The sequence below is a fragment of the Paenibacillus sp. Cedars genome, assembly GCF_003184205.1.
Taxonomy (GTDB): Bacteria; Bacillota; Bacilli; order Paenibacillales; family Paenibacillaceae; genus Paenibacillus_AQ; species Paenibacillus_AQ glucanolyticus.
The window spans coordinates 649,269-672,720 of record NZ_CP020866.1 but is presented as its reverse complement, the minus strand read 5'-3'; the positions used below and the strand labels follow the sequence as shown (position 1 = coordinate 672,720).

Genomic DNA, 23,452 nt, shown 5'->3' with positions numbered 1-23,452 from the left:
GATATGGCAGGCTTTTGAGGCCCTTATTACATCATGCCGCCCATACCGCCCATGCCGCCCATATCAGGCATAGCTGGTTTTTCTGGTTCTGGCTTGTCAGCGATAACCGCTTCGGTTGTCAGGAACATAGCCGCAACGGAAGCTGCGTTTTGAAGAGCGGAACGCGTTACTTTCGCAGGGTCAACGATACCTGCTTCGAACATGTTCACCCACTCGTCTGTAGCAGCGTTGTAGCCGATACCGATCTCTTCTTTTTTCAGACGCTCTACGATGACAGAGCCTTCTTTACCAGCATTGGCTGCAATCGTACGGATTGGCTCTTCCAGAGCGCGCAGAACGATGTTTACGCCTGTTTTCTCATCGCCTTGTACTTCCACAGCAGAAACAGCGTTGTATACGTTCACGAGCGCTGTACCACCACCGGACACCATACCTTCTTCAACCGCAGCGCGAGTTGCGTTCAGGGCATCTTCGATGCGCAGTTTGCGTTCTTTCAATTCCGTTTCAGTAGCCGCACCAACTTTGATAACTGCTACGCCGCCAGCCAATTTAGCCAGACGCTCTTGCAGTTTCTCTTTGTCGAAATCGGAAGTGGTTTCTTCCAATTGGTTGCGGATTTGCTTCACGCGAGCATCGATGTCTTCTTTGTTGCCAGCGCCATCCACGATGATTGTGTTCTCTTTGGTTACGCGCACTTGACGAGCTGTACCCAATTGATCGATGGAAGCTGTTTTCAAGTCAAGACCGAGCTCTTCGGTAATCACTTGGCCGCCAGTCAATGCAGCGATATCCTGCAGCATGGCTTTGCGACGATCGCCAAAGCCAGGAGCTTTAACAGCAACCGCGTTGAATGTTCCACGCAGTTTGTTCACGATCAGCATCGCTTGCGCTTCGCCTTCGATGTCTTCTGCAATCAGAACAAGCGGTTTGCCTTGTTGTACGATTTTTTCAAGGATCGGCAGGATCTCTTGCGTGTTGGTTACTTTTTTATCCGTGATCAGGATGTATGGATTTTCAAGAACAGCTTCCATTTTATCCGTATCCGTAATCATGTATGGAGAGATGTAGCCGCGGTCGAATTGCATACCTTCTACAACCTCAAGCTCCGTCAAGAAGCCGCGGGATTCTTCAACAGTGATAACACCGTCTTTACCCACTTTGTCCATAGCTTCTGCAATCAGTTGACCTACTTCATCGTCAGCTGCGGATACGGAAGCGACTTGAGCGATCTCCTGATGGTTTTTCACTTCTTTTGCGATGTTTTGAAGCTCAATAACCGCTGCTTTAACCGCTTTATCGATACCCTTGCGGATAATCATTGGGTTTGCACCAGCTGTTACGTTCTTCAGACCTTCGCGGATCATGGCTTGCGCCAGAACCGTTGCAGTCGTTGTACCGTCACCAGCAACATCGTTTGTTTTGGTAGCTACTTCTTTAACGAGCTGAGCACCCATGTTCTCGAATGCATCTTCCAGCTCGATTTCTTTAGCGATGGTTACACCGTCATTCGTGATGAGCGGGCTTCCGAATTTCTTCTCAAGCACCACGTTACGGCCTTTCGGTCCGAGTGTTACTTTAACTGCATTTGCCAAAGCGTCTACACCTCGAAGCATTGCGCGACGGGCGTCTTCACTGAACTTAATGTCTTTTGCCATGGTATTACATACCTCCCTAGTGGATTAATGAATATTGGAACATGATATATTCAGGCGTTCATTAGCCTAAGATCGCGTGGATGTCGCTTTCTTTCATAATCAAATATTCTTTACCTTCGTATTTGATTTCTGTTCCAGCGTATTTGGAGAAAATAACGCGGTCGCCTTCTTTAACTTCCAAAGGTACACGAGCGCCGTCTTTCAGGGAGCCACTGCCTACAGCAATAACTTTACCTTCTTGCGGCTTTTCTTTAGCGGAGTCAGGAAGTACAATCCCGAATGCCGTAGTTTCTTCTTGTTCGATCGGTTCTACCAATACGCGTTCACCTAAAGGTCTGATCATGAAAAAATAGCCTCCTTTAAATATGTTGTGATGCTTTTTTCAAAGCTTTATGTATTAGCACTCGACAAGCCTCAGTGCTAACAACCAATTTTATGATACTCAAGTTGTCTCAAAATTTCAAGTCCTTTGCATGATTTTTTGATCATTTTTTTGTAAATTGGACTCCGGTTGGGGTTGTCTCTCAACCCCCTTCTCCATTGTATCCATGACCAGCCAAAATATGCCTGAGTCCTAAGGATGCCTATACAAACATCTATACAAAGAAAGAGCGCCTTCTGCCGATCTCGAAGGTGCTCTTCATGCTTGAGTAAATATTAATCTTCATCCTCTTCATCCGCCCGTATATACCGGCTGTCTCGTTCCATGTCCGCCTCTAATTGCTTGCGATAGATCACAGAGGACAGGAACACACTGAATTCATACAGTAGCAGCAGTGGAATCGTGACCAGGAAATCCGATATGAAGTCCGGCGGCGTAATAACAACCGCTATGAATACGAGTGCAAAATAAGACACTTTGCGCATTTTCCGAAGCCGCAGCGGGTTCAAAATGCGGATTTTCGTTAAGAACATTACCACAAGCGGCAGCTCAAACAGCAGGGCCAAGGGTAAAACGAGATTGAACATAAAATTTAAATAATTGGCAATCCCGTAGGTTTCCTGCAGCCCCATACTCTGTGTAATCGCTGTAGTAAATGACAGCGTCATTGGAAACACGATGTAATATCCGAACGAAATGCCCACGATGAACAGAAGGAACGCGTAGGGTACGTAGCGAATGGCCGCTTTCTGCTCTTCTTTGCGAAGTCCAGGCTTTACGAACGCCCATAACTGATAGAAGATCAGCGGAACCGAGATAACCAATGAGAAAATCGCAGCGATTTTCATATAAATCCCGATGCCATCCCAGAAGGAAAAAGCATGCAGTTCAAAGTTCTTCGCTTCTTCCGCTGCCGTCAAATAATGATAGATCGGCTCCGCAACAAAAAGCCCTGCAATCAGTCCTGCTATGAATACCACGAGAACGATAATGATTCGTTTGCGAAGCTCGCCCAAATGCTCGACAAGCGCCATATCTTTCACTTGCTCTGACATGTTAGACACCACCCTGTATGTGACGCTGGCAAAACAAAATCCCTCCCGAAGGAAGGGACTTCACGCCTTGCATTCTAGTATTATTCCGGAAGACGCTTGTCTTCAACCTTGGCCGGTTCAGCGGCAACGGCTTGCTGGGGAGCCTCTTCCTTCTTCTTCGCTGGTGCATCGTCAGCAATAATCTCGCGCGCACCATCCTTAAACTCACGGAAAGTTCTTCCGACCGCACGTCCAAGCTCAGGAAGCTTGTTCGGTCCGAACAAGAGCAGCGCCAAAATGACGAGCAAAATAATACCCGGCACTCCGATTTGACTCATATCTATTCTCCTCCTCGTCCTGCTCTATGCCTTCAAAAGGACTTCAGGATGACCTAAATCCATCATGCCTTGCACTACAACAGGTTTTAACTTCAAAGAAATTATCGCACGACAGCAATTGACAAGCTCATATATCGCCATCATACCATAATGTAAATCACATAAACAGTCTAGAATCGTGACAGTTTATTTACATAATTATCTAATAGGGTTCCCCTCAGAGCTGCTCCCGATACTGCCCCGTTACCATTAACAATGCTTCCGGAAGCTGGTCCATGACGGCAGCCAGATTCTCATGCACGCCTTTTGGGGAGCCCGGCAGATTGACAATCAGGGTACGGCCGCGAACGCCGCATACGCCTCGAAACAGCATTGCACTTCGATTCTTCTGCATAACCGTAGCTCGCATGGCTTCCGCAATGCCAGGCACCTCACGCTCAATGACCCGTCTTGTTGCTTCGGGGGTAACATCACGAACCGCCAGTTCCGTTCCCCCTGTCGTCAGCACGAGATCCACTTGGTAATAGTCCGTAAGCTCAATCAGTGCAGCAATAATCTCGTCCTGCTCATCCGGTACGATCCGGTATTCGATAATTTCACCGCTCAGCTCTTCCTCCACCAATTCCCGAATAACCTGAGCGCTCGTATCCTCGCGTTCCCCCCGCGAACCTTTGTCGCTCGCCGTCAGGATCGCCGTTTTCCACACCATCTGCTCTCTCTCCTTCCCACTCGTCCGAATATCTCCTGTATCTATGCATGCCTAAGTTGTTTCTTGTATGTAATCCCCACTCTTGCCGCCGGTTTTGCTCACCAGTTGGGTCGGACCGATGATCATGTCTTTCTGCAATGCCTTGCACATGTCATAGACCGTGAGGGCAGCTGCCGAAGCAGCCGTTAAAGCTTCCATTTCAACACCGGTTTTGCCTGTCGTTTTCACAGTTGTTTCTATATATAATTCATCTCTTGCATTATCACTGAATTCCACGTTAACACCGGTCAGCGGAAGAGGATGACACATCGGAATCCAGTTCGACGTGTTCTTGGCTGCCATTATGGCTGCAACCTGTGCTACCGCGAGTACATCTCCCTTGCCTATCTTTCCTTCTTGAATGCGGATCAGCGTGTCCGGCTGCATTCGGACCGTGGTCTTCGCTACCGCTGTCCGTGCCGTCACATCCTTCTCACTGACGTCTACCATTCGTGCTCTTCCTTGATTATTAAAGTGACTCAATTCCATTCGTTATCCCTCCGTAAACCAGGTCCGGCCTTCCCTGAATATCCCAGGTCGGTAACCAAACCGTCCAAGACTCTGTCGTGTTCTTCCATTGGAACATGCTCCAGCACCTGAACCTCGTAGCCTATTCCCACCCACAAGGGCTCCTTCAGGCGAGCCGCATCATGCACTTCATGACAAAGCCTGTCCGCCAGCCGGTCATAATAACCGCCGCCGTACCCTAGTCTTCCGCCGTTCCTGTCAAACGCAAGCCCTGGTACCCAGATGATATCAGGTACGTCATTCATAAACATCTTAGACCTCTGCGGATCGGGCTCCTGGATACCGTATGCTCCCGGGATCAGCTCATCCCATTTCTGAAGCTCATACAGTTCCATCGATCGATCTTGGGGTAGGCTGCGGGGAACGATAACTTGCAACCCATGCTCCCATGCCCACTCGACAAGCGGCCGCGAATCCAGCTCGGAACGGAATGGAACATAAATCATCATGCTCTGAACATGGCACTCTTTCATAACCTCCGAAGCCATCTCGCAAGCCTGCTTCGACCGCTTGGTCCGTTCTTCATCGGATAACTCATCCCTGCGTAAGGTCATGCTCCTGCGCAGGGCATGCTTTGCGGATACCCGCTTAATTTCTTCTTCAGGGTTCAACAACGTGATCGTTCCTCTCACGCTCATAATTAAGTTTAGTTTACCACTGTTCCTTCCTTTAGCCAAGAATGCCGGAAGTCGCCAATCATGGTCGATTGTTCGGCCATTTTCATGTACACTTATTTTAAGATATCAGAAGCGCATGAACCTCAACAGCATGACCATCCTGATATCGCAACAGAAACAATTTCTAAACGCGGTCTATCTTCTTAGAATGTACGTCGGTAGACGTTTTTCTTATAATGAAGAATGAATCATATAGAATGATGGAGGTTTCACATAACATGCTGCTGCAAGCCAATGGCATTACCAAATTATATGGTGTTACGCCCGTACTGGACGGGATCAATTTACAAGTGCTTGAACGCGAAAGAATTGGACTCGTTGGTGTGAATGGAGCCGGCAAATCGACGCTCCTTAAAATTTTGGCTGGCGAAATGTCTTACGATGGCGGACAGATATTCAAGGCTAAGGAAACCACCGTCGGTTATCTTGCCCAGAACAGCGGACTTCAGTCTGATTCGTCGATATGGAATGAGATGCTGGATGTCTTCACCCCTCTGCTGGAGATGGAGCGTGAGCTTCGTCAGATGGAGGAGCAAATTGCCGACCCCAAATCGAGCGAGGACCCCAAAAAATATCAGGAGCTCCTGGATCGTTACGCAATCCGCTCCGACTGGTTCAAGGATCAAGGCGGGTATGAGATCGAAACACGGATTCGCAGCGTGCTGCACGGCATGGGCTTTGGCAGCTTTTCGCCGGACACCTCCATTGCTACATTAAGCGGCGGGCAGAAGACCAGGCTTGCTCTTGCAAAAATATTGCTTCAGGCACCCGATCTGCTCATGCTCGATGAGCCGACGAATCATCTGGATATAGCGACTCTCACCTGGCTGGAGGATTATCTGCGCGGATATTCCGGCTCATTACTCGTCGTTTCCCATGACCGTTATTTCCTGGATCGGCTTGTTACAACCATCGTTGAAATTGAACGCCGTCATTCCAAAAAATATACGGGCAACTACAGCCGTTACATTGAGCTGAAAGCCGCCGAATACGAATCCCAGCTTAAACAATATGAGAAGCAGCAGGATGAAATATCCCGTATGGAGACCTTTATTCAGCGCAATCTGGTTCGAGCTTCAACAACCAAGCGCGCGCAGAGTCGGCGCAAAGCGCTCGACAAGATGGATAGGCTGGACAAACCGCTGGGTGATCTTAAGAAGGCACACTTCTCTTTTGAAGCCGAGTATATGTCGGGTAAAGATGTGCTTCATGTACGTGACCTGTCGCTCTCGTTTGAGGAAGGCAAGCCCTTGTTCAGACAAGCTTCCTTTGACCTCAGTCGTGGAGAAACCGTAGCTTTGATCGGTCCTAACGGGGTCGGAAAATCAACGCTGCTTAAATGTCTGATCGGTACGATGAAGCCCTCAGCCGGATCGCTGCAATGGGGCACAAAAGTGAAAATCGGCTACTATGATCAAGAGCAGTCAGAGCTTAACCCGAGCAACACGGTTCTGGAAGAGCTGTGGGGGACCTATCCTCATATGGAAGAAGCTCGTATTCGTACCGTTCTCGGCAACTTTCTCTTCAGCGGCGAGGATGTGCTCAAGAAGGTCAGCTCCTTAAGCGGCGGTGAAAAAGCACGTGTCTCACTTGCCAAACTCATGCTGCTGGAAGCCAACATGCTTATACTGGACGAGCCCACGAACCATCTTGACTTATTTGCAAAAGAGGTTCTGGAATCGGCGCTGATGGATTACGAAGGCACTTTATTATTCATATCCCATGACCGTTATTTCCTTAATAAAATGGCGGAGCGCATTCTCGAACTTCATCCGGACGGCATTCAACATTTCCTGGGTAATTATGACGACTATACGGAGAAAAAGCAGGAAATTCTGGATATGAACGATGAGCCTTCCGAGCCGTTTGCCCGCCACACCCTGAAACAGGAGGGGAAAGCAGAGGTTTCAGCCGAGAAACAAGGGGCCGTCTCCTTTGAAGCTGAGAAGCAAGCGAAACGGGAGGAACGCAACCGTCAGCGCAAGCTCGTAAGTCTTGAGGAGCAGATTCATACTTTGGAATCGGAAATTTCCGAACTGGAGACCGAAATGACACTGCCTGAGATCTATCAGGATTATATGGCCCTCCAGGAACGGCAGCAATCGTTAGAGGAGAAAAAACGTCAGCTTGAGCAGATTTTTGCCGAATGGGAGTCATTGCTGGAATCGTAAAAAAATTTCACAAAAGTGTTTCAAATGAGGTTTTGCATTTATACACAAACTTATCCCCAACAATGGTGCATAAGTTCAACTTGAAAATGGCCGAAATGGCCATTTTTTTATTGTTAAACACGCATTTCCGGTCCTATATCCAACTTTATCCACCAAGTTATGCACACTATCCACAGTTTTGACCATAAAATCTGAAAATCCTGTCCCCTTTTTTCAAAGCTTTGCAAAACACTGATTTATCGACATTTTTTTTGCTTATGCACATTTCCGGGCGAATATGTGGATAACGTTGTTCACAACTTGACAGATTTATATTTCCTATATAATGAGCTGCTATATAGAATTACTTCTATTTCAATCCAAGTTATATTGAGTTTTTATAAAAAAAGCGACCTTCCTCATTCTGAGAGTCGGAAGGTCACTAGCTGTGGGAACAGCTCATTACACGGGGATTCACATCCCGCTTCTTACAAAGTAATTCTCGTCAGCAGCAACATCTGCTGTAATCCTCCATCTGCACGCTTGCCAGCATCCACACCGTAATGGACTCCACCGATTCCGTCCCCATCTATAATGTCATGAGCTTAGCTTCCATTTCTGAATCAAGGCAGGTGTATATGACAACGACCGCTCTCATGTGAATCAACAACGCGACGAGAACTCTGCGTAATCAAACTTTCGATTGAGGTTGTATCCGGAACTCTGCTGTTCCACCTACACCGACATCAATGCCGAGTTGCATGCAGCGACATAGGCCATACCCGCTGCCATGACGATATCCTGGTGTACAGCCGTTCCGCGGAAAATCTTGCCGGCCTTCTCGACGGTAACTGCGGCCTCCGCATGCGCATCTTCCCCGCTGCTCAAAGAATGGAGCTCCAGATCGCCAAAGGTGATGTCGCTGCTAATGCCTTGGCTAATCGCCGATATGACGGCTTGCACGGGTCCCTCTGCGACACTGGAATAGGTGGCTTCCGTTTCCTCGCTCAGATGACGAAGCGTTACGGCTGCAACACGGCTTCTTCCCGTACCCGAGATCACCTGCGCCTCTGTCAGCTCATATACCTGCGCCGGTTTACCCAGCGTGCTGCTGACCATCTGCAGCAGCTGATCATCACTGACCACCTTCTGGAGGTCAGCCGTCTCCTTGAATGTGCCATACAAGGTTTCCATCTCGGCCCCATCAAGCTGAACCCCGTAACGGGCCAGACGATCCTTCAAGGCATGACGGCCGGAATGCTTGCCCAGCACGATCATGCTGCGCGGAATGCCCAATTTGTCCGGGTCCATAATCTCGTAGGTGCTTCGATCCTTCAGAAGACCATCCTGATGAATGCCAGACTCATGCTGGAAGGCATTTCGACCGACCACCGGCTTGTTGAAGGCAATGGGAAAATGCATGGCTCCGCTAACGAGGCGGGAGACTTCGTATAGCTTTTCCGCTGTAATCCCCGTCTCCGCACGCAGCATGTCACCCCGTGTAGAAAGAGCCATCACTAGCTCCTCCAATGCGCAGTTGCCTGTGCGTTCGCCTACCCCGTTTACGGTAACCTCAATCTGGCTGGCACCATTCTGAATGGCGGCCAAACTGTTTGCAACAGCCAATCCCAGATCATTATGGCAATGGGCGCTGTACGCTACCGTCTTTCCGCCTCGCGCACCTTCCCGTACACGGCGGAACATCTCGCCATACTCATTCGGAAGCGCATAACCGACCGTGTCCGGCAGGTTGATAATCGTGGCTCCCTCTTCAATGACGGCTTCCACCATTTCAATCAGGTCATCGATTCCTGTGCGCGAGGCATCCATCGCTGTGAACTCCACCACATCGCTGAACTGCTTCGCATAAGCTGTCATCTCTCGTGCCCTTGCTACAACATCGGGACGGCTCATGCGCAGTTGATGGCGAAGATGGATATCGGAAGAGGAAATGAACAGATGGATCCGTCTTCTGGCTGCGTCCCGGGTTGCCTGAACAGCAGCATCAATATCCCCTTTCACTGCGCGTGCAAATCCGCAAATCTCCACCTGCTGCAGCTGTCTTGAGATGGCCTGAACGGCGGCAAACTCACCTGGACTGGACACTGGGAAGCCAGGCTCCATTACATCAACCCCCAGCTCAGCCAGTTTGCCGGCCAGCACAATCTTTTGCTCAGGCTGAAGGCTTGCCCCCGGTGCCTGTTCCCCGTCCCGTAAAGTGGTATCAAAAATTTGGATCGTTCTCATGGACTCCGTCATCTTCCTTGTTCCTCCCTAGTTATGGTATATCCCGGATAGATATTCCGGGTCAATCTCAGTCATCCCATTCTAGTTATGTTCGCTTTACGTCCGCACGTCGACTTGCGTTCGCATCCCACCCAGCTACTGCCGGCAGCAAAAAAAGCCCGTCATCTCTTAAACATAAGAGACGACGGGCTTAGACCCTCCGTGGTACCACTCTAATTGACGCCTGTTCACAAACAGCTATCGCTGTGACATGTTAGCGTCCACTCACTGTCCATCTGCTCCTCATACCGGCCGGTTATGAGTTAAGATGAACCTCCTGATTACGGAGGATTCTCCGTAAGAGAGTACTTTAGCATGGTGAGCCATTGGTTCCTGTCGAACCATCAGCGAATGCGTTGTTCCCCTCTTCCGCTCCCGGGCGAGATTCAAAGGCTGCTGCCGCTGCGTTACACCTACCCGCAGCTCTCTGTAAGACAGCTTCCTTCTACTGCTCCCGTTCATCACGTTTATTCGATATGCTGTTATGCCGAATCCTTACTATCTGCGGACCGCTTCTCCGGACACCTGCCCCCGCTGCGCGATTTCATTAATCTGTCAATGGTTCCCCACAGCCTGCTTAGAGATATCCCGGCATGCAAAAAAGCCTGCCGTCTCTTTATGCAAGAGACGACAGGCTATCCTATCGCGGTACCACTCTTGTTGACTTTAAGCTCCCAGGCTATACATGCCCGGTCCTTGAAGCCCCCTCAGCCGCCAAATAACAAGTTATTTGTGCGCAGCCATTCTCACGGAGGCCATTCCGTAGCAAAGTCAAACTCCGCAATCTCATTCAAGCCTTAACCATAGGCCATTTCATTGCGTAAGGTTCCCCTGCTCCGCTCCCAGGTGAGTTCAGGTCCCTATCGACTGCGTTGCACCGTCCCGCAGTTCTCTTCATCCAAGGGTAACCATACTAATCCTGTTCATCGCGTTTCAACAATCTGGAATTTGATCATGATTATACGTGCTATGCAGTGAGGTGTCAAGAAGCTTTTAGCTTCATAGCGCTGCCCAAATTTCGAGCGGCATTTGCGGATCGGCCTTCATATCCAGCGGCGTAAAGCTGCCCTGCTTCCATTTCAAATGCGCTGCGGCAGCAATCATCGCCCCGTTATCGGTGCAATACTGAAATGGTGGAATGGTCAGTGAAATTCCTTCCCGTTCGCATCGCTCAGATAGTTCTTTGCGAAGCCCGCGGTTGGCCGCTACGCCACCGCACAGCAGCAGCTGCTTGGCATCGTAAGCTCTGACCGCGCGTACGGCCTTCTCCACCAGCACTTCTACAACAGATTCCTGAAAGCCGCGGGCTATGGCCTCTGTCCGGACTTCCTCTCCACGCATTTTGCTCTGATTCACAACATTTAATACAGCCGATTTCAGGCCGCTGAAGCTAAAATCATACGAATCCGGCTCCAGCCACACGCGCGGCAGGTCCACAACCCCCTCGGCTTCGAGTGCCATACGATCCACATGCGGACCTCCAGGATAGGGAAACCCAAGCGCCCTCGCCACCTTATCATACGCTTCGCCAACCGCATCATCCCGCGTTCTGCCAATCAGTTCGAAACTGCCCTCGTCTTTCATGTAGACCAGCTCGGTATGGCCTCCGGAAACAACCAGCGCCATACAAGGATACTCGATATCTCCCACAAATCGGTTGGCATAAATATGGCCGGCAATATGATGCGTGCCGATCAGGGGTTTGTTAAGCGCAAACGCCAGGCTTTTTGCAGCCATAACACCGACCAGAAGCGCCCCAACCAGACCAGGGCCCTGTGTGACGGCTATCGCCGACAAGTCCTTCATGTCAATTCCGGCTTTTGCCACGGCTTCCTCTATAATTAACGTGATGCTCTCCACGTGCTTGCGGGAAGCCACCTCAGGCACCACCCCGCCAAATGCTTTATGCGTTTCAATCTGACTCGCAATGACGCTGGACAATACCTCGTGTCCGTCCTTCACAACGGCAACCGAAGTCTCGTCACAGCTCGTTTCTATCGCTAATATGCAGCTATGCTGCCGATCTGTCATTTCATCCTTCATAGTAGCCCATGACTTCCTTCCTCGCCATCGTCCTCCCGGTAAGGGGGCAGATCTGCCCACATGATAAGTGCATCTTCCTGGTTGTCGGAATAATAGCCCTTCCGGACACCGGCTGGTTTAAATCCTTTTTTAATATATAAGCGCTGGGCAACATGGTTGGATACCCGAACTTCCAGCGTCATTTTTTCCATTCCCATATACGCAGCGGTCTTCATCAGTTCCGTAAGCAGACGATCGCCCCACTTGCGGCCGCGGTACTGCTCCAGCAGCGCAATATTCGTAACGTGTGCTTCATCCACAATCGTCCACATGCCCGCATATCCAACGGTGTGGCCTTCATATTCCATAATCATATAACGTGCAAAATGATTCAGTTTCAGCTCATTGTGAAAGGCTTCCTCGGTCCAGGGTACAGTGAATGCTTCGCGCTCCACCACGAGAACCTCCGGTATATCCTCTAGGGTCATCAACCGAAAGGACAAACCGTCTTCACCTTCTGCCGGCATATTCTGCTGATCCATGACGAATCCTACGCTCCCTTCACCGCTTACGCAGCAGGTTCGCTTCCGCTTCGGAAAGCTGTGTATAATTGGGTATCAGTGTATGCAAATCGTCCGCTTCCCCGAATAACAGCCGGGCTGCTCCCAGGTACCCCATCCAGCGCCCTTCAAGAGAATACGGGTGGATGTGCACCCTGTTTTCAAACCCCGGTTCGAGCTGACGGGCTGTCTCGGCATGGAGATCGACTTCTCCCACAAACCATATGCAGACGGGTCGCTCTTCTTCGGGAAGGCGGGATATTCGTTCCGCAATGGTATTCACCCAGGTCTGCATCAGACGAATGCCGTCTGCTTCTATACGTACCGGGGCTTCTTCCTGGCGCTCTGCACTTGCGGCGAATAATGCCGTGTACACTTGTCCCCGCCTGGCATCCAGCAGCGGAATAACCCAGTGGGTTCCCTTCTCAGCCGAAGCTGAATCCCACCCGGATTCCAGGCCTCCCCATGCCAAGGCATGCAGACTGGATATTCCAACGACCGGAATGTGGTTGGCCCATGCCAACGTTTTTGCCGCAGTTACCGCAATTCGGATACCCGTGTATGAACCCGGGCCAATCCCGACAGCAATGCCCTCGATATGGTCCATACCAACTCCAGCTTCTGCAAGCGCTTGTGCCATCACCGGGTGCAGATGCACCGAGTGGTTGCGGTCCGCATTCGTATTCACTTCTGACAGCAGCTTGTCCTTCTCCATCACGGATACCGCAAGCGATGCCGTAGACGTATCCAGCGCCAAAAACCGCTGCTGCGGCTTCGTGTCATTGTTGTTCATTCATGCTACCCCATTTTTCATTCAAATCCCGGCACCACTCACCATAGGGCTCGCCCTGGCTTGTGAGTGTGATGTTCCGGTGAGCTTCCCCTGTCGTTTCTAGATGGATATGCAGATACCGCTCAGGCATCAGCTCGGTGATCAGGCTGCTCCACTCCACGAGGCAAACCCCTTCGCCAAAAAAGTATTCGTCCAGTCCAAGCTCATCCGCTTCATCCACCGATAACCGGTACACATCCATATGGTAGAGCGGCAGACGCCCCTCATATTCTTTGATAATTGTAAATGTCGGGCTATTCACAACCCCGTTCACACCAAGATGCTGTGCAAATTGTTTGGAAAATGCCGTTTTTCCTGCTCCAAGATCTCCATCCAGACCGATGACCGTCCCTGCTTCGGCCCGCATGGCCAGCCATGCAGCCAGCTGCTCCGTCTCCTCCAGACTGCTTGAAGTCATTCGAAACTGGCCTTCCGTACGGCCATTGTTCACAGATAACCCACCCTTTATTTATTTTGCCCATATCTAAAAATACTTGATCTTCATTATATCGGTCCTCCCAATCCGCTGCAAGAAAATGAGTATTCCCGATTCACAGAGGTGAAAAAAGGTAAGCGTTAACTAGGTTTGGAAGACTAATACTATGTAGTCACAGATCAAACATTATAGTTATACCGGAACAAAGATACACTATGAATAATGACACCGTAACCCCCTGATCTGCTGACTGGCGATATCCGATTATTTCTCAGGGGGGATTACTTAACGGACGAATCCAGCACAAACACACCTTATCCGGGTTCCGGCGTCATGGAATCTCGACCAAGGTGTGTTGTTTTGGTTGGTGTTCATGCTCATGTTGTATTCATACTGCTTCTCGGAAGCAGATACCCTGCGGGAAACTATTCCCCTTCTTTCAACCGGTCAACGTTGACCGTCATCGTATTGGTTGGTCGGGAACCCACCTGAACCGTAGCCATCCCGTTCTGCTGATCCACATGCTCGATCCACACCGACTCCCCTTCCAGGTTGACCTTATGCGTATCCTTCGAGTTAAAAATTTCCACTGCGCGTTGTACATCCATTCGTTAATCCCCCTTCTCCGTCTCTCTTGGCGACTCGTCCACGACCTCCATCGTATCGGTCGTCGAAGGACCAATCAGCCCGTTGTCCAGCGTGACATTGCCTCCGCCAAGACCTTCATTGATCATCCGGTCAATATCGAACATTGTAGATTCCCGAGATAGCTCGCTCTCCTCCGAGGTCAGGCTGTTCCAATCCACCATTTCACCGTTGACCGGCTGCGCAGCGGAATGATCAGAAGCCCGGTCCTTCTGTATCTCTTCTGACGTATTGGTTTCATTAGGCTCCATCATGATGAAGATTACCTCCTTATGCGGGCAGAGTTCATCGTCAATATGCCTCAAAACAGTTCTAATTATGCAATCCGGGGCTATAACTCATACTAGAGTCTTTTTTTGGGCACACTAATAGAGGTAATTCAAAAAGTCATCTTTTGATCACGAAGCAGCACATGAAGCTTAATCGACATCGAATATTGAATTCAGACGGGCCTACCTTCATCCAACCTTCTCGGTGCTGAAAACCTGACTTTTTGAAACACACCAATAGAGGTAATTCAAAAAGTCATCTTTTGATCACGAAGCAGCACATGAAGCTTAATCGACATCGAATATTGAATTCAGGCGGGCCTTCTGGTGCTCACGTAGGTTTTGCCTACGCTCCGCTCCTCAGTCCCTACCTTCATCCAACCTTCTCGGTGCTGAAAACCTGACTTTTTGAAACACACCATTTATAGTCGGCGTAAATAGCGTTTACTACACCGTCATACTCAAACATATTAGAATTTGATAGGAGGTTTCATAGAATGCATACGGTATGGAAGGGCGCTATCAGCTTTGGTCTGGTGCATGTGCCTGTCAAGATGTTCTCGGCTACAGAAGACAAGGATATTTCTATGCGTTACATTCACAAGGAATGCGGCAGCCCGCTCTCTTACATTCGTAAATGCCCTGTATGTGAAGAGGAAGTGGCCTGGGAGGAGATTACGAAGGGGTACGAGTATGAGAAGGGCAAGTTCGTGCTCTTTGAAAAAGAGGAGCTGGATCAGCTCGCGGAACAGAACAGTAAAAACATTACCATTCTGGACTTTGTGGATTTGACCGAAATCGACCCGATTTACTTTCAAAAAACCTACTACCTCTCGCCGGACCAAGCCGGCGCCAATGCCTATCGGCTGCTGCTGGAAGCGATGAAGCAGTCTGGCAAGATCGGCATCGCCAAAATCGCCATCCGCTCGAAGAGCAGCCTTGCCGCGATTCGGGTGCTGGACGAATGTCTTTCGATTGAGACCATATTCTATCCCGATGAAATCCGCCCGATATCCCAAGTACCGAACTTGCCTGAGAAAACCGAGGTCAATTCCAAGGAGCTGGATATGGCCAAACTGCTGATTGATCAGCTATCGACTCCCTTCGATCCTGAGAAATATACCGATGATTATCGAGAGCGTCTGCTGGATCTTATCAACAGCAAAGTATCCGGCGAAGAGATCAAGATAGCTCCTGCCCGTCAGGAGACCAATGTCGTCGATCTGATGGCTGCCCTTCAGGCCAGCATCGAAGCTGTGAAGCCGATCGGAACGGACCCCGGCACGAAACCGAAACCGCGTAAGTCCACCCGGAAAACCGCGGCCAAGGAGCCTGCCGCCAAGGTCAGCGGCGGTGAAGCGGATACGGATGCACCGAAGCCGAAGCGCCGGAGCACTAAATCCAAGAAATCCGATTCTGATTCCTGATCGGCATGGGACAGCTGCAGAATATGCTGCCTAAGGAGCCAATGGCCCCAATCTCGACGGAACAGATCACCACGGGTGAGGAGTGGGGATACCAATTGAAATGGGACGGCGTGCGAATTCTGGCCGGAGTAGACCCTAGCGGCGTATCCCTGTACTCCCGTAAGCTGTTGGATAAAACCTCCCTGTATCCCGAAGTCGTTCAGGCATTATCCGGGCTGAATGAACGGCGTCTTCTCCTGGATGGTGAGGTTGTCTACTTTCATCCGGAATTAGGTCGACCCGTGTTCCAGAAGGTTCTCCAGCGGGAGCGATCGCGTGCCATCAGCACGCACGCTCCTCTGTTCACGTATGTCTTGTTCGACATTCTGGTGGACGGCGATCAGGACCTGCGCAAGCTTCCTTATCTTGAACGCCATCATCGGCTGAAGGAAGCCGTTTCCGCCACGCCGGGTCTGCTGATCGCAGATTTGTTTCTTGAGGGCGAGCATTTATGGAATTGGGCCGAGGAACGAGGCTGGGAAGGCATTGTAATGAAGCGCCTCAGCTCTCCATATCGCGAAGGCAAGAAGCATCGGGATTGGTACAAAAAGAAAATTGCCGTTAACATGACAGCCACGGCTGTTGGACTCATCATGAGGGAGGGCCGCGTAGCCAGCCTGGTTATTGCCGATGACGAGGGCAGCTATATCGGCAGAGCATCCCTCGGGCTTAATGAACAGACCAAAAAAAAGCTGCTGCAGTATGCGGAAAGCCACCAGGCTGGGGCCGCTTGGCACGCACTCCATAATGACCTAAAAAAAGAACTGCTTGCCTGGCTCAGTCAGCCGCTGACGGTGCAGGTTACATTTCTCGAGTGGAGTCAGGACGGCATGATGCGCCATCCCAAACTTGTCTCGATTGAGGGGGTGTAAGCAGCATGGCCCGTACCGTCAAAGGAACCTTGAACATTGAAGGTCAGGAGATTCAAATTACCAATCCGGACAAACCGCTGTGGCCGGAGGTCGGCATTACCAAGGCCATGTATCTGCAAAAACTCGCAGCGATATCGCCTTTCCTGCTTCGATATTGCCAGGGAAGGCTGCTGACTACCATCCGATACCCGCATGGGGTGCAAGGCGAATCGTTCTATCAGAAAAATGCGCCGGAGCCGCTGCCTCCTTTTGTGCACACCTATGTGCATGAGAACATTAATTATGTGCTGCTGAATGGATTGCCCGAGCTGCTCTGGCTCGGGAATCTGGCTGCACTTGAGTTTCATCCGTCGCTGCATTTGGCAGGCAGCGATCAGCCCTGCGAATGGATGATTGATCTGGATCCGACCCTGCCAGAGGAACCCCGGATCATGGAGGCAACTGCAATCGTTGGCAATGTGCTGAACTCCTTGGGGCTGAACTCTGTGCCAAAAACCTCCGGCGCAACCGGGGTTCAGATCATCGTCCCGATTCCGGCAGGCGTAACTTTTGATGAGCTTCGCGCAGTCGGTCAATTCGTAGGCCAATATGTGACGGAGAAATTCCCTAAGCTGTTCACCATCGAGCGGCTTAAGAAAAATCGCGGGGATAAAATCTATTTCGATTATCTACAGCACTATAGCGGAAGAACCCTTGCTGCCCCTTATACACCTCGGGCGCGCAAGCTTGCGACCGTCTCTACCCCGCTGACCTGGGAAGAGGTCCATCGGGATGTTTCGCCTACAGAATTCCACCTGCTGAACATTGTAGAGCGTCTGCAAGAAAAGGGGGATCTGCTGCAAGCATTGCCTCCGCAACCGATCGAAAATGTCATCCGTCACCTGACATCCCAAGGAAAGAACGCGTCAAAAAGGAAAGGCTAGCTGCTCAATATCCGGCATCAGTTCCTCCCGGGAAACTGGCACAGCCGGTTGGGGCAGCTTTTTCGGCTTTGGAGATCTAGCCATGTCTGGCTGTGGCAGATGAAGATTATGACCCCCTTCGTCCGATATTTCGAATGGTTGAGAAAAGCCGGAATTCGTCCCATTCGCACCCGTGATGGCAGCAGGCTCCCGCTTGCTCTGACCGCTCAGATCATATTCGCTGAGCAGTCGGGCCGCCATCGACTTAAAAGCATGAACGTAGTGTTCTTCTGCATAGGCGCCTTGCCTATATAATTCGCGATAAGACTGAACCACATCGGGGAACTGGTTTTTAAGCGTCTCGATATACCATTTCTTCACATCGCGAGACAGCCTCAGCAATGAGATCATGGCAAAAGAAATGCCCCTCTCCTTCGACTGGGACAAAAGCTCCTTCAACTCTGATTCATCATCCGTCAGAAAAGGCAGCACGGGTGCAACAAACAGTCCTGTCGTTATGCCGGCTGCCGATAAAGCGCGCATCGCTTCAAGCCTGCCCCCTGGGTGCGGTGATGCAGGCTCCAGCTTCCGGATGATGTCCCCGTTCAGCGTATTCAAACTGATGTTGACTGACACATTCTCCATCCGGGTCAAAATGTCCATGTCCCTCAGCACGAGTGGAGAGCGCGTTGTAATGCTGGTAGAGATACGGTATTTGGCGAGCAGCTTCAAGCATTCCCGCGTGATTCCCTCTTTGCCCTCGATCGGCTGATACGGGTCCGTTGCCGTACCGATCGTAACCTGTCCAATGGATATGCGCATCGCTTCAATATCATGATCAAACTTCCTCGCCGCGCTCAATAGCTGCTTCTCCAGTGCTTCGGCCGCATTTGCCTTCATAAAGATATGATGCTGGAATTCGTCCTCTGCCCCCATGCCGATAAACGATTGAAAAGCACGGGCATAACAAAAACTGCACCCATGTCCGCAACCACGATACGGATTAATGGACCAATCGAAGGGCATCCTCTCTTCTTTCACCCTGTTTAATGTTTGTTTAGTGGTTATGCGTTCGTATTGCGTATGAGCCATTCCTCTTCCTCCCCTCGGATACTGCCATGATAAAGGTTGGGTATATCCTTAATTTTATCAAACATATGTTCCTATTATAAGTGAAACTTACTGGATTTACAAATAAAACTCCAGTTCACATCGTCAATAAAAAAACGTTAACTGAATTCTCATACTCGCTAAATAAAAAAAGTTCCACCCGCTGTTAAACAACACGGGTGAAACCTATATATCGGTACCATATTAATGGATTGCCTTCTTCTTAAAGCGACCGCCCTTCACATCATGGATGTTGCCGATAGCAACAAAGGCTTGGGAGTCCCAGTCTTCCACAATGGATTTCAGCTTCGCTTCCTCCAGGCGGGTAATGACAACAAAAATGACCTTCTTGCTATCGCCCGAGTAAGCACCCTCTCCATCCAGATAGGTAACGCCACGTCCCAATCGCTGGGTCAATGCATCACCAATCTCCTTATGCTTGTCACTGATAATCCAAACCGATTTGGATTGATCAATACCTTCAATCGTAATATCAATCAGTTTAAACGCCAGGTAATAAGCAATGAGTGAATACATGGCATGATCCCATCCGAAAACAAAACCTGCACTGCCCAGAATAAACACGTTGATGAACATCACGATTTCACCGACAGAGAACGGTGACTTCTTGTTGATCAGGATAGCCACGATTTCCGTTCCATCCAGGGAGCCTCCGGATCGGATAACTAAGCCAACCCCAATACCGAGGAGAACGCCGCCGAACACGGCCGCAAGCAGCGGATCGATCGTAAGCGGGTCGACTGGATGAAGGAAATAAGTGCCAATGGACATGACCAATACGGCGTATAGCGTGGATAGAGCAAACGTTTTTCCGATCTGTTTATATCCTATAAACAAAAACGGAAGGTTGAACAAGGTCAAGAATATCCCCAGCGGAATTTCTGTGATATGAGAAACCATAATGGATACCCCGGTAATTCCTCCGTCAATAATCTTGTTCGGCACCAGAAATATTTCGAGCCCTATTGCCATCAATACCGCACCGAAAGTTAAGAACACCAGACGGCGGAGAATCTTCAAAGTTGCTGAGCCTGCTTTGGGATTCTCCGGCTTCTGCTGCTCCGCTTTCACTTGTGCAAGAATCTTCACATCACTTGACATAAATCTCCCCCGTTCAACTTATGGAAACTAAGTTAATATATATTTATAAGTGGAACTTATATAAATATTCTATCATATAAATAAAAGCTGGACATCCAAATTTCAAAGTTCTTCCTCCTTTTTACTTGCTTTCTATTAAATATGACATTCGATGTAATATATTACAGTTATAGAAGTGGCGACAGCATGCGGCATAATATTTCCGCTGCTTTCTGCCATCTTCCCCGCTGCCGAAATGCCTCCGCATCAATAGGGCGGCTCTGTCTCAGGTCCTCCCTGAAGTCCGATACCAAGCGCTCTATGGGCTGCTGATCAAACAGCACGGCAGTCAGCTCAAAATTACAGAAGAAACTCCGCATATCCATATTTGCCGTACCTACCGAGCCCAGAAGCTCGTCTACGATCAATACCTTGGCATGAATAAAGCCTTTTTCATACTCATAGAAGGTAACTCCCGCTGCCAGCAGCTCTTCCACGTAAGACAAGCTTGCCATCTTGACCAGACGGGAATCGGCACGATCCGGAATAATGATCCGTACATCAACGCCGCTCACCGCAGCCGTCTTAAGCGCTTCATATATCCCCTCATCGGGAATGAAATACGGGGTTGTGATCCATATCCGTTCTTTGGCTACAGAAATCGCCCCAAAACACATCTCCTGGATGGCATTCCAGTTCATATCCGGTCCACTGCTCAGGATCTGGACTTGCTCATTTCCGGTGCATTCATGCTCCGGATACAGGCCAAAATCAGAAATGCGCTCGCCGGAGGCAAGCTTCCAATCGTGCAGAAATACATTTTGCAGAAAATAGACCGCGTCCCCTTTGACCTCCAGATGCGTATCCCGCCAAAAACCCATTTTCGGGTACTCGCCCAGATAGTCATCCCCGACGTTGATCCCGCCAAGAAACCCGACCGTTCCATCCACAACAACGATTTTGCGGTGATTCCGGTAATTGATTCTGCGGCTGAACATCGAAACCATGGCAGGCAGAAAGAAATAGAACTCCACCCCCGATTCTTTGAACCGTTGAATGAACGTTCTCTTAAGCTTATAACTTCCCAATCCGTCGCAAACCAGACGTACCTTAACGCCTTCTTTTGCCTTGCGAATCATTACATCCTGAAACCGGGTACCGATCCGGTCGTGGCGAAAGATATAGAACTCCACATGAATGTGTTCCTTGGCCTGTTCCATGGCATTCAGCATCGCATCGTATGTCTCTTCCCCATCCGTCAGCACCCGGCTCTGATTACAGCCTGTGATGGGACTCTCCGACAGATGATTGAGCAGATTAAACAAACGGTCATTGTGATGAAATCCGGGATTATTCATATCCTCTTTACGCTTAACAACGGCGGCTCGATCCCACAGATGCCCTCTGATTTCCTGGAATAGCCTGGAGCCCCGCTTACGAATCTTCAACCGCTTCTGATAATCCTGCGCCACAAAGAAATAGAGTACGAAGCCGATCAAGGGGAGGCAAAATAAAATAAACAGCCATGCCACAGCCTTGGACGGGTTTCGGAACTCAAGCAGCAGCACCGCGGCCATCTGCAAAATAAAGGTGATTAGTGCAAGCAGAAGCCACACCATATCGGCAGCCTCCTCACGATGAATAATAGTGGTTATTGAATAGAAATGACAATGCACTGGAATGCGAGACCTGCAAAATAACTACACTACATCATTGACCAATTCCTTATGTATTTATTCAATTACCCAATCTGGCACCATAGTGAATAAGTTCTCTTATCTCATCATTTTTGACATAGTTTTCGAAAGAATAGAATACATACTAGATAAGGGGCTGGCCAAGTCTAGCGGATAGCCATTAAGATCCATTCATTATGTAGGGAAGGGAGATGCCATGAAAACCGCACACCGTAAACAACGCTTAACCCTGCTGGTGCTTCGGGATGCCCAGCATTCAGTCAGACAGATCCAGCTGTCCAGACCTCTGATGATAGCGGTGCCTGCGGCCGCTATTTTGTCAATCGCCGGATTGATTGTTTCCTTGCAGATCCAATCAGCCCAAACGATCATGGGGCTGGAGAAGCAGTTAACCCTGAAAAGCCTGGAAGCCATCAAGATGGAAGTAACGGTCACAGACAAGGATGAAGCCATCGAACGCCTCAATAAAGCCATCATTCAGCTATCGGGCGAAGCAGAGCAAACGAAGGTCCAGATGGAACGCGTGCAGCAGCTGGAACAGGAGCTTCAGCAGTTCATTCAGAAGCACGGCAGCTTGTCCGGACAGACCTCCTCCATTCCGGATGAAAACGACCAACATGTCGGCGGGGAATTCATTGCCGTTCATGAGAATGAAATGCTGAGCCTCGCCCAAGAGACCCAAGATGATTTTGTGGAAATTCAGCAATTGATATCCAGTATGGAACGTCATATTCCACGCACGCTGGACCAGGCGCAAGAAACCCAGGAAAAACGGGAAGGGACGCCTTCACTGTGGCCGACAACGTCCAAGCGTCTGACATCAAACTTCGGTTATCGTAGCGATCCTTTCACCGGGCGCTCGGCCTATCACGCAGGCATCGATATTGCCGGCAAAATCGGTGATCCGGTTTATGCCGCAGGCGCCGGTGAAGTAACTACTGCCGAACGCAGCGGAGCCCGTGGCCTTTATATCATTGTGAAACATCCCAATGGCCTGGAAACCTGGTACATGCACCTGGACAGTCTGGATGTATCGGTAGGCGATCATGTTAATCAAGGAGAAACCATTGGCAAGCTGGGTTCCTCGGGAAGAAGCACAGGGCCTCATCTTCATTTTCAGGTTGTCAAAAACAATCAGACGGTTGACCCGATACCTTACCTGCAATAAGTCCCATCCATTTATTATTCATTAATAGGAGGAATGTAATATGAAGAAGAAGAACAAGCGACCATCCCACCGGACTGATACGCTGATTGGACCAGGGAGCGAAGTTGAGGGTGTTCTGCAATGCGAGGATAATTTACGGATCGACGGACGCTTTAACGGCTCCATCGAGAGTCAGGGCTGCGTTACCATCGGGGAGAACGCTGTTGCGCGCTCCAGCATCTCAGCCCGGGAGGTCATTGTGGCTGGCAAGATCTACGGGGATGTAACAGCGGAGAATAAGCTGACCATTACGCCTACCGGACAAATGTATGGAGATGTGTGTGCCAATTCCCTCGTCATTATGGAAGGCGGACTCCTTCATGGCGCGAGTGTAATGGAACATCAAGCCGCAAACACCGCTCCTTCAGAATCAACCGAAACCCCACTGCCGCTTCAGCGTCCGGAAGCAGGTTAACCCCGCATATGGACGAATGCCCGAACCCGGCAGTTTTATATAGACCGGCTGCTGCATTCAGCCGGCACAATCAAAGAGCCCCTTCTAAAACCATGTGATCACACGGCAGAAGGAGCTCTT

General features: G+C 49.9%; 23 protein-coding genes and 1 other annotated feature. Of the genes, 6 read left to right on the top strand and 17 right to left on the bottom strand.

The window, feature by feature from the left end:
* Positions 1 to 26 precede the first annotated feature (26 nt).
* The 7 genes from groL to B9D94_RS04735 form a co-directional block, all read right to left on the bottom strand.
* On the bottom strand, positions 27 to 1,655 hold the full coding sequence (groL, locus tag B9D94_RS04765; RefSeq protein WP_006212453.1) for a chaperonin GroEL: 1,629 nt from the start codon (positions 1,653 to 1,655) through the stop codon (positions 27 to 29).
* A gap of 61 nt (positions 1,656 to 1,716) precedes the next feature.
* Positions 1,717 to 1,998, bottom strand: coding sequence for a co-chaperone GroES (gene groES / locus B9D94_RS04760; RefSeq protein ID WP_006212454.1), 282 nt, complete (start codon positions 1,996 to 1,998; stop codon positions 1,717 to 1,719).
* Positions 1,999 to 2,312: 314 nt separating this feature from the next.
* Entirely contained in the window at positions 2,313 to 3,092 is a 780-nt protein-coding gene (tatC, locus tag B9D94_RS04755; RefSeq protein ID WP_006212455.1) for a twin-arginine translocase subunit TatC, read from the bottom strand.
* 80 nt (positions 3,093 to 3,172) lie between these two features.
* Positions 3,173 to 3,409, bottom strand: coding sequence for a twin-arginine translocase TatA/TatE family subunit (locus B9D94_RS04750; RefSeq protein ID WP_063477686.1), 237 nt, complete (start codon positions 3,407 to 3,409; stop codon positions 3,173 to 3,175).
* A 217-nt stretch (positions 3,410 to 3,626) separates the two neighbouring features.
* A complete protein-coding gene (locus B9D94_RS04745; protein ID WP_006212457.1) occupies positions 3,627 to 4,118 on the bottom strand; it encodes a MogA/MoaB family molybdenum cofactor biosynthesis protein in 492 nt (163 codons plus the stop codon).
* Between the two features lie 51 nt (positions 4,119 to 4,169).
* Positions 4,170 to 4,646, bottom strand: a complete 477-nt coding sequence (moaC, locus tag B9D94_RS04740) for a cyclic pyranopterin monophosphate synthase MoaC (protein WP_006212458.1) — start codon at positions 4,644 to 4,646, stop codon at positions 4,170 to 4,172.
* Complete coding sequence (locus tag B9D94_RS04735; RefSeq protein ID WP_006212459.1) at positions 4,637 to 5,299, bottom strand: 5-formyltetrahydrofolate cyclo-ligase; 663 nt, start codon at positions 5,297 to 5,299, stop codon at positions 4,637 to 4,639. Before B9D94_RS04735 ends, moaC begins: the two co-directional genes overlap by 10 nt.
* 281 nt (positions 5,300 to 5,580) lie before the next feature.
* Here B9D94_RS04735 and B9D94_RS04730 point away from each other — a divergent pair, with 281 nt between their 5' ends.
* Positions 5,581 to 7,533 (top strand): ABC-F family ATP-binding cassette domain-containing protein, encoded by a 1,953-nt coding sequence (locus tag B9D94_RS04730; RefSeq protein WP_006212460.1) that lies wholly within the window; start codon positions 5,581 to 5,583, stop codon positions 7,531 to 7,533.
* 714 nt (positions 7,534 to 8,247) lie between these two features.
* Here the strand turns inward: B9D94_RS04730 and B9D94_RS04725 are convergent.
* From B9D94_RS04725 to B9D94_RS04695, 7 genes are all read right to left on the bottom strand, one after another.
* Positions 8,248 to 9,771, bottom strand: coding sequence for a 2-isopropylmalate synthase (locus tag B9D94_RS04725; protein ID WP_148246535.1), 1,524 nt, complete (start codon positions 9,769 to 9,771; stop codon positions 8,248 to 8,250).
* A gap of 162 nt (positions 9,772 to 9,933) precedes the next feature.
* Positions 9,934 to 10,269: a binding site (T-box leader), on the bottom strand.
* Positions 10,270 to 10,797: 528 nt separating this feature from the next.
* A complete protein-coding gene (tsaD, locus tag B9D94_RS04720) occupies positions 10,798 to 11,841 on the bottom strand; it encodes a tRNA (adenosine(37)-N6)-threonylcarbamoyltransferase complex transferase subunit TsaD (RefSeq protein ID WP_006212462.1) in 1,044 nt (347 codons plus the stop codon).
* Complete coding sequence (rimI, locus tag B9D94_RS04715) at positions 11,838 to 12,362, bottom strand: ribosomal protein S18-alanine N-acetyltransferase (RefSeq protein ID WP_006212463.1); 525 nt, start codon at positions 12,360 to 12,362, stop codon at positions 11,838 to 11,840. Before rimI ends, tsaD begins: the two co-directional genes overlap by 4 nt.
* A gap of 19 nt (positions 12,363 to 12,381) precedes the next feature.
* Complete coding sequence (gene tsaB / locus B9D94_RS04710; protein WP_148246534.1) at positions 12,382 to 13,173, bottom strand: tRNA (adenosine(37)-N6)-threonylcarbamoyltransferase complex dimerization subunit type 1 TsaB; 792 nt, start codon at positions 13,171 to 13,173, stop codon at positions 12,382 to 12,384.
* Positions 13,160 to 13,630 (bottom strand): tRNA (adenosine(37)-N6)-threonylcarbamoyltransferase complex ATPase subunit type 1 TsaE, encoded by a 471-nt coding sequence (gene tsaE / locus B9D94_RS04705; RefSeq protein WP_006212465.1) that lies wholly within the window; start codon positions 13,628 to 13,630, stop codon positions 13,160 to 13,162. Before tsaE ends, tsaB begins: the two co-directional genes overlap by 14 nt.
* Positions 13,631 to 14,073: 443 nt before the next feature.
* Positions 14,074 to 14,256, bottom strand: coding sequence for an H-type small acid-soluble spore protein (locus B9D94_RS04700; RefSeq protein WP_006212466.1), 183 nt, complete (start codon positions 14,254 to 14,256; stop codon positions 14,074 to 14,076).
* Between the two features lie 3 nt (positions 14,257 to 14,259).
* Positions 14,260 to 14,547 carry a hypothetical protein gene (locus B9D94_RS04695; RefSeq protein WP_036640687.1) on the bottom strand — a complete coding sequence of 96 codons (288 nt, stop codon included), beginning with the start codon at positions 14,545 to 14,547 and terminating at the stop codon, positions 14,260 to 14,262.
* A gap of 512 nt (positions 14,548 to 15,059) precedes the next feature.
* Here B9D94_RS04695 and B9D94_RS04690 point away from each other — a divergent pair.
* Genes B9D94_RS04690 through ligD form a run of 3 tightly spaced genes read left to right on the top strand, consistent with a single transcriptional unit; the run spans position 15,060 to position 17,823 of the window.
* A complete protein-coding gene (locus B9D94_RS04690) occupies positions 15,060 to 15,989 on the top strand; it encodes a non-homologous end joining protein Ku (protein WP_006212468.1) in 930 nt (309 codons plus the stop codon).
* Between the two features lie 41 nt (positions 15,990 to 16,030).
* The gene (locus tag B9D94_RS04685) at positions 16,031 to 16,900 is read left to right on the top strand and encodes an ATP-dependent DNA ligase (protein ID WP_253806105.1); all 870 of its coding nucleotides are present in this window, start codon (positions 16,031 to 16,033) and stop codon (positions 16,898 to 16,900) included.
* 5 nt (positions 16,901 to 16,905) lie between these two features.
* Entirely contained in the window at positions 16,906 to 17,823 is a 918-nt protein-coding gene (ligD, locus tag B9D94_RS04680; protein WP_036640689.1) for a non-homologous end-joining DNA ligase, read from the top strand.
* On the opposite strand, the gene B9D94_RS04675 is transcribed toward ligD, so the two are convergent.
* The 3 genes from B9D94_RS04675 to cls all read right to left on the bottom strand — a co-directional run bounded on the left by B9D94_RS04675 (position 17,806) and on the right by cls (position 21,632).
* Positions 17,806 to 18,894: an SPL family radical SAM protein gene (locus B9D94_RS04675; protein WP_148246532.1), complete on the bottom strand. Its 1,089-nt coding sequence runs from the start codon at positions 18,892 to 18,894 to the stop codon at positions 17,806 to 17,808. The two genes, ligD and B9D94_RS04675, sit on opposite strands and share 18 nt — an antisense overlap.
* A 222-nt stretch (positions 18,895 to 19,116) precedes the next feature.
* On the bottom strand, positions 19,117 to 20,034 hold the full coding sequence (locus B9D94_RS04670; RefSeq protein WP_006212472.1) for a YitT family protein: 918 nt from the start codon (positions 20,032 to 20,034) through the stop codon (positions 19,117 to 19,119).
* A 167-nt stretch (positions 20,035 to 20,201) separates the two neighbouring features.
* The gene (gene cls, locus B9D94_RS04665) at positions 20,202 to 21,632 is read right to left on the bottom strand and encodes a cardiolipin synthase (protein ID WP_006212473.1); all 1,431 of its coding nucleotides are present in this window, start codon (positions 21,630 to 21,632) and stop codon (positions 20,202 to 20,204) included.
* 274 nt (positions 21,633 to 21,906) lie between these two features.
* Between cls and B9D94_RS04660 the strand changes: the two genes are divergently transcribed.
* Both B9D94_RS04660 and B9D94_RS04655 read left to right on the top strand, forming a co-directional pair.
* A complete protein-coding gene (locus tag B9D94_RS04660; RefSeq protein ID WP_148246531.1) occupies positions 21,907 to 22,878 on the top strand; it encodes a M23 family metallopeptidase in 972 nt (323 codons plus the stop codon).
* Between the two features lie 40 nt (positions 22,879 to 22,918).
* Positions 22,919 to 23,332, top strand: a complete 414-nt coding sequence (locus B9D94_RS04655) for a bactofilin family protein (RefSeq protein WP_148246530.1) — start codon at positions 22,919 to 22,921, stop codon at positions 23,330 to 23,332.
* The last annotated feature ends 120 nt before the right edge of the window (positions 23,333 to 23,452 follow it).

Excerpts from the sequence above, each read along its gene's own strand:
- B9D94_RS04700 (WP_006212466.1), bottom strand. The coding sequence starts at position 14,256 with ATGGATGTACAACGCGCAGTGGAAATTTTTAACTCGAAGGATACGCAT.
- B9D94_RS04730 (WP_006212460.1), top strand. The coding sequence starts at position 5,581 with ATGCTGCTGCAAGCCAATGGCATTACCAAATTATATGGTGTTACGCCC.
- groL (WP_006212453.1), bottom strand. The coding sequence starts at position 1,655 with ATGGCAAAAGACATTAAGTTCAGTGAAGACGCCCGTCGCGCAATGCTT.
- B9D94_RS04655 (WP_148246530.1), top strand. The coding sequence starts at position 22,919 with ATGAAGAAGAAGAACAAGCGACCATCCCACCGGACTGATACGCTGATT.
- tsaB (WP_148246534.1), bottom strand. The coding sequence starts at position 13,173 with ATGAACAACAATGACACGAAGCCGCAGCAGCGGTTTTTGGCGCTGGAT.
- moaC (WP_006212458.1), bottom strand. The coding sequence starts at position 4,646 with ATGGAATTGAGTCACTTTAATAATCAAGGAAGAGCACGAATGGTAGAC.
- B9D94_RS04670 (WP_006212472.1), bottom strand. The coding sequence starts at position 20,034 with ATGTCAAGTGATGTGAAGATTCTTGCACAAGTGAAAGCGGAGCAGCAG.
- B9D94_RS04660 (WP_148246531.1), top strand. The coding sequence starts at position 21,907 with ATGAAAACCGCACACCGTAAACAACGCTTAACCCTGCTGGTGCTTCGG.
- B9D94_RS04695 (WP_036640687.1), bottom strand. The coding sequence starts at position 14,547 with ATGATGGAGCCTAATGAAACCAATACGTCAGAAGAGATACAGAAGGAC.
- B9D94_RS04690 (WP_006212468.1), top strand. The coding sequence starts at position 15,060 with ATGCATACGGTATGGAAGGGCGCTATCAGCTTTGGTCTGGTGCATGTG.
- B9D94_RS04675 (WP_148246532.1), bottom strand. The coding sequence starts at position 18,894 with ATGGCTCATACGCAATACGAACGCATAACCACTAAACAAACATTAAAC.
- ligD (WP_036640689.1), top strand. The coding sequence starts at position 16,906 with ATGGCCCGTACCGTCAAAGGAACCTTGAACATTGAAGGTCAGGAGATT.
- B9D94_RS04725 (WP_148246535.1), bottom strand. The coding sequence starts at position 9,771 with ATGACGGAGTCCATGAGAACGATCCAAATTTTTGATACCACTTTACGG.
- B9D94_RS04685 (WP_253806105.1), top strand. The coding sequence starts at position 16,031 with ATGGCCCCAATCTCGACGGAACAGATCACCACGGGTGAGGAGTGGGGA.
- groES (WP_006212454.1), bottom strand. The coding sequence starts at position 1,998 with ATGATCAGACCTTTAGGTGAACGCGTATTGGTAGAACCGATCGAACAA.
- tatC (WP_006212455.1), bottom strand. The coding sequence starts at position 3,092 with ATGTCAGAGCAAGTGAAAGATATGGCGCTTGTCGAGCATTTGGGCGAG.
- B9D94_RS04745 (WP_006212457.1), bottom strand. The coding sequence starts at position 4,118 with ATGGTGTGGAAAACGGCGATCCTGACGGCGAGCGACAAAGGTTCGCGG.
- rimI (WP_006212463.1), bottom strand. The coding sequence starts at position 12,362 with ATGGATCAGCAGAATATGCCGGCAGAAGGTGAAGACGGTTTGTCCTTT.
- tsaE (WP_006212465.1), bottom strand. The coding sequence starts at position 13,630 with ATGACTTCAAGCAGTCTGGAGGAGACGGAGCAGCTGGCTGCATGGCTG.
- tsaD (WP_006212462.1), bottom strand. The coding sequence starts at position 11,841 with ATGAAGGATGAAATGACAGATCGGCAGCATAGCTGCATATTAGCGATA.
- B9D94_RS04750 (WP_063477686.1), bottom strand. The coding sequence starts at position 3,409 with ATGAGTCAAATCGGAGTGCCGGGTATTATTTTGCTCGTCATTTTGGCG.
- cls (WP_006212473.1), bottom strand. The coding sequence starts at position 21,632 with ATGGTGTGGCTTCTGCTTGCACTAATCACCTTTATTTTGCAGATGGCC.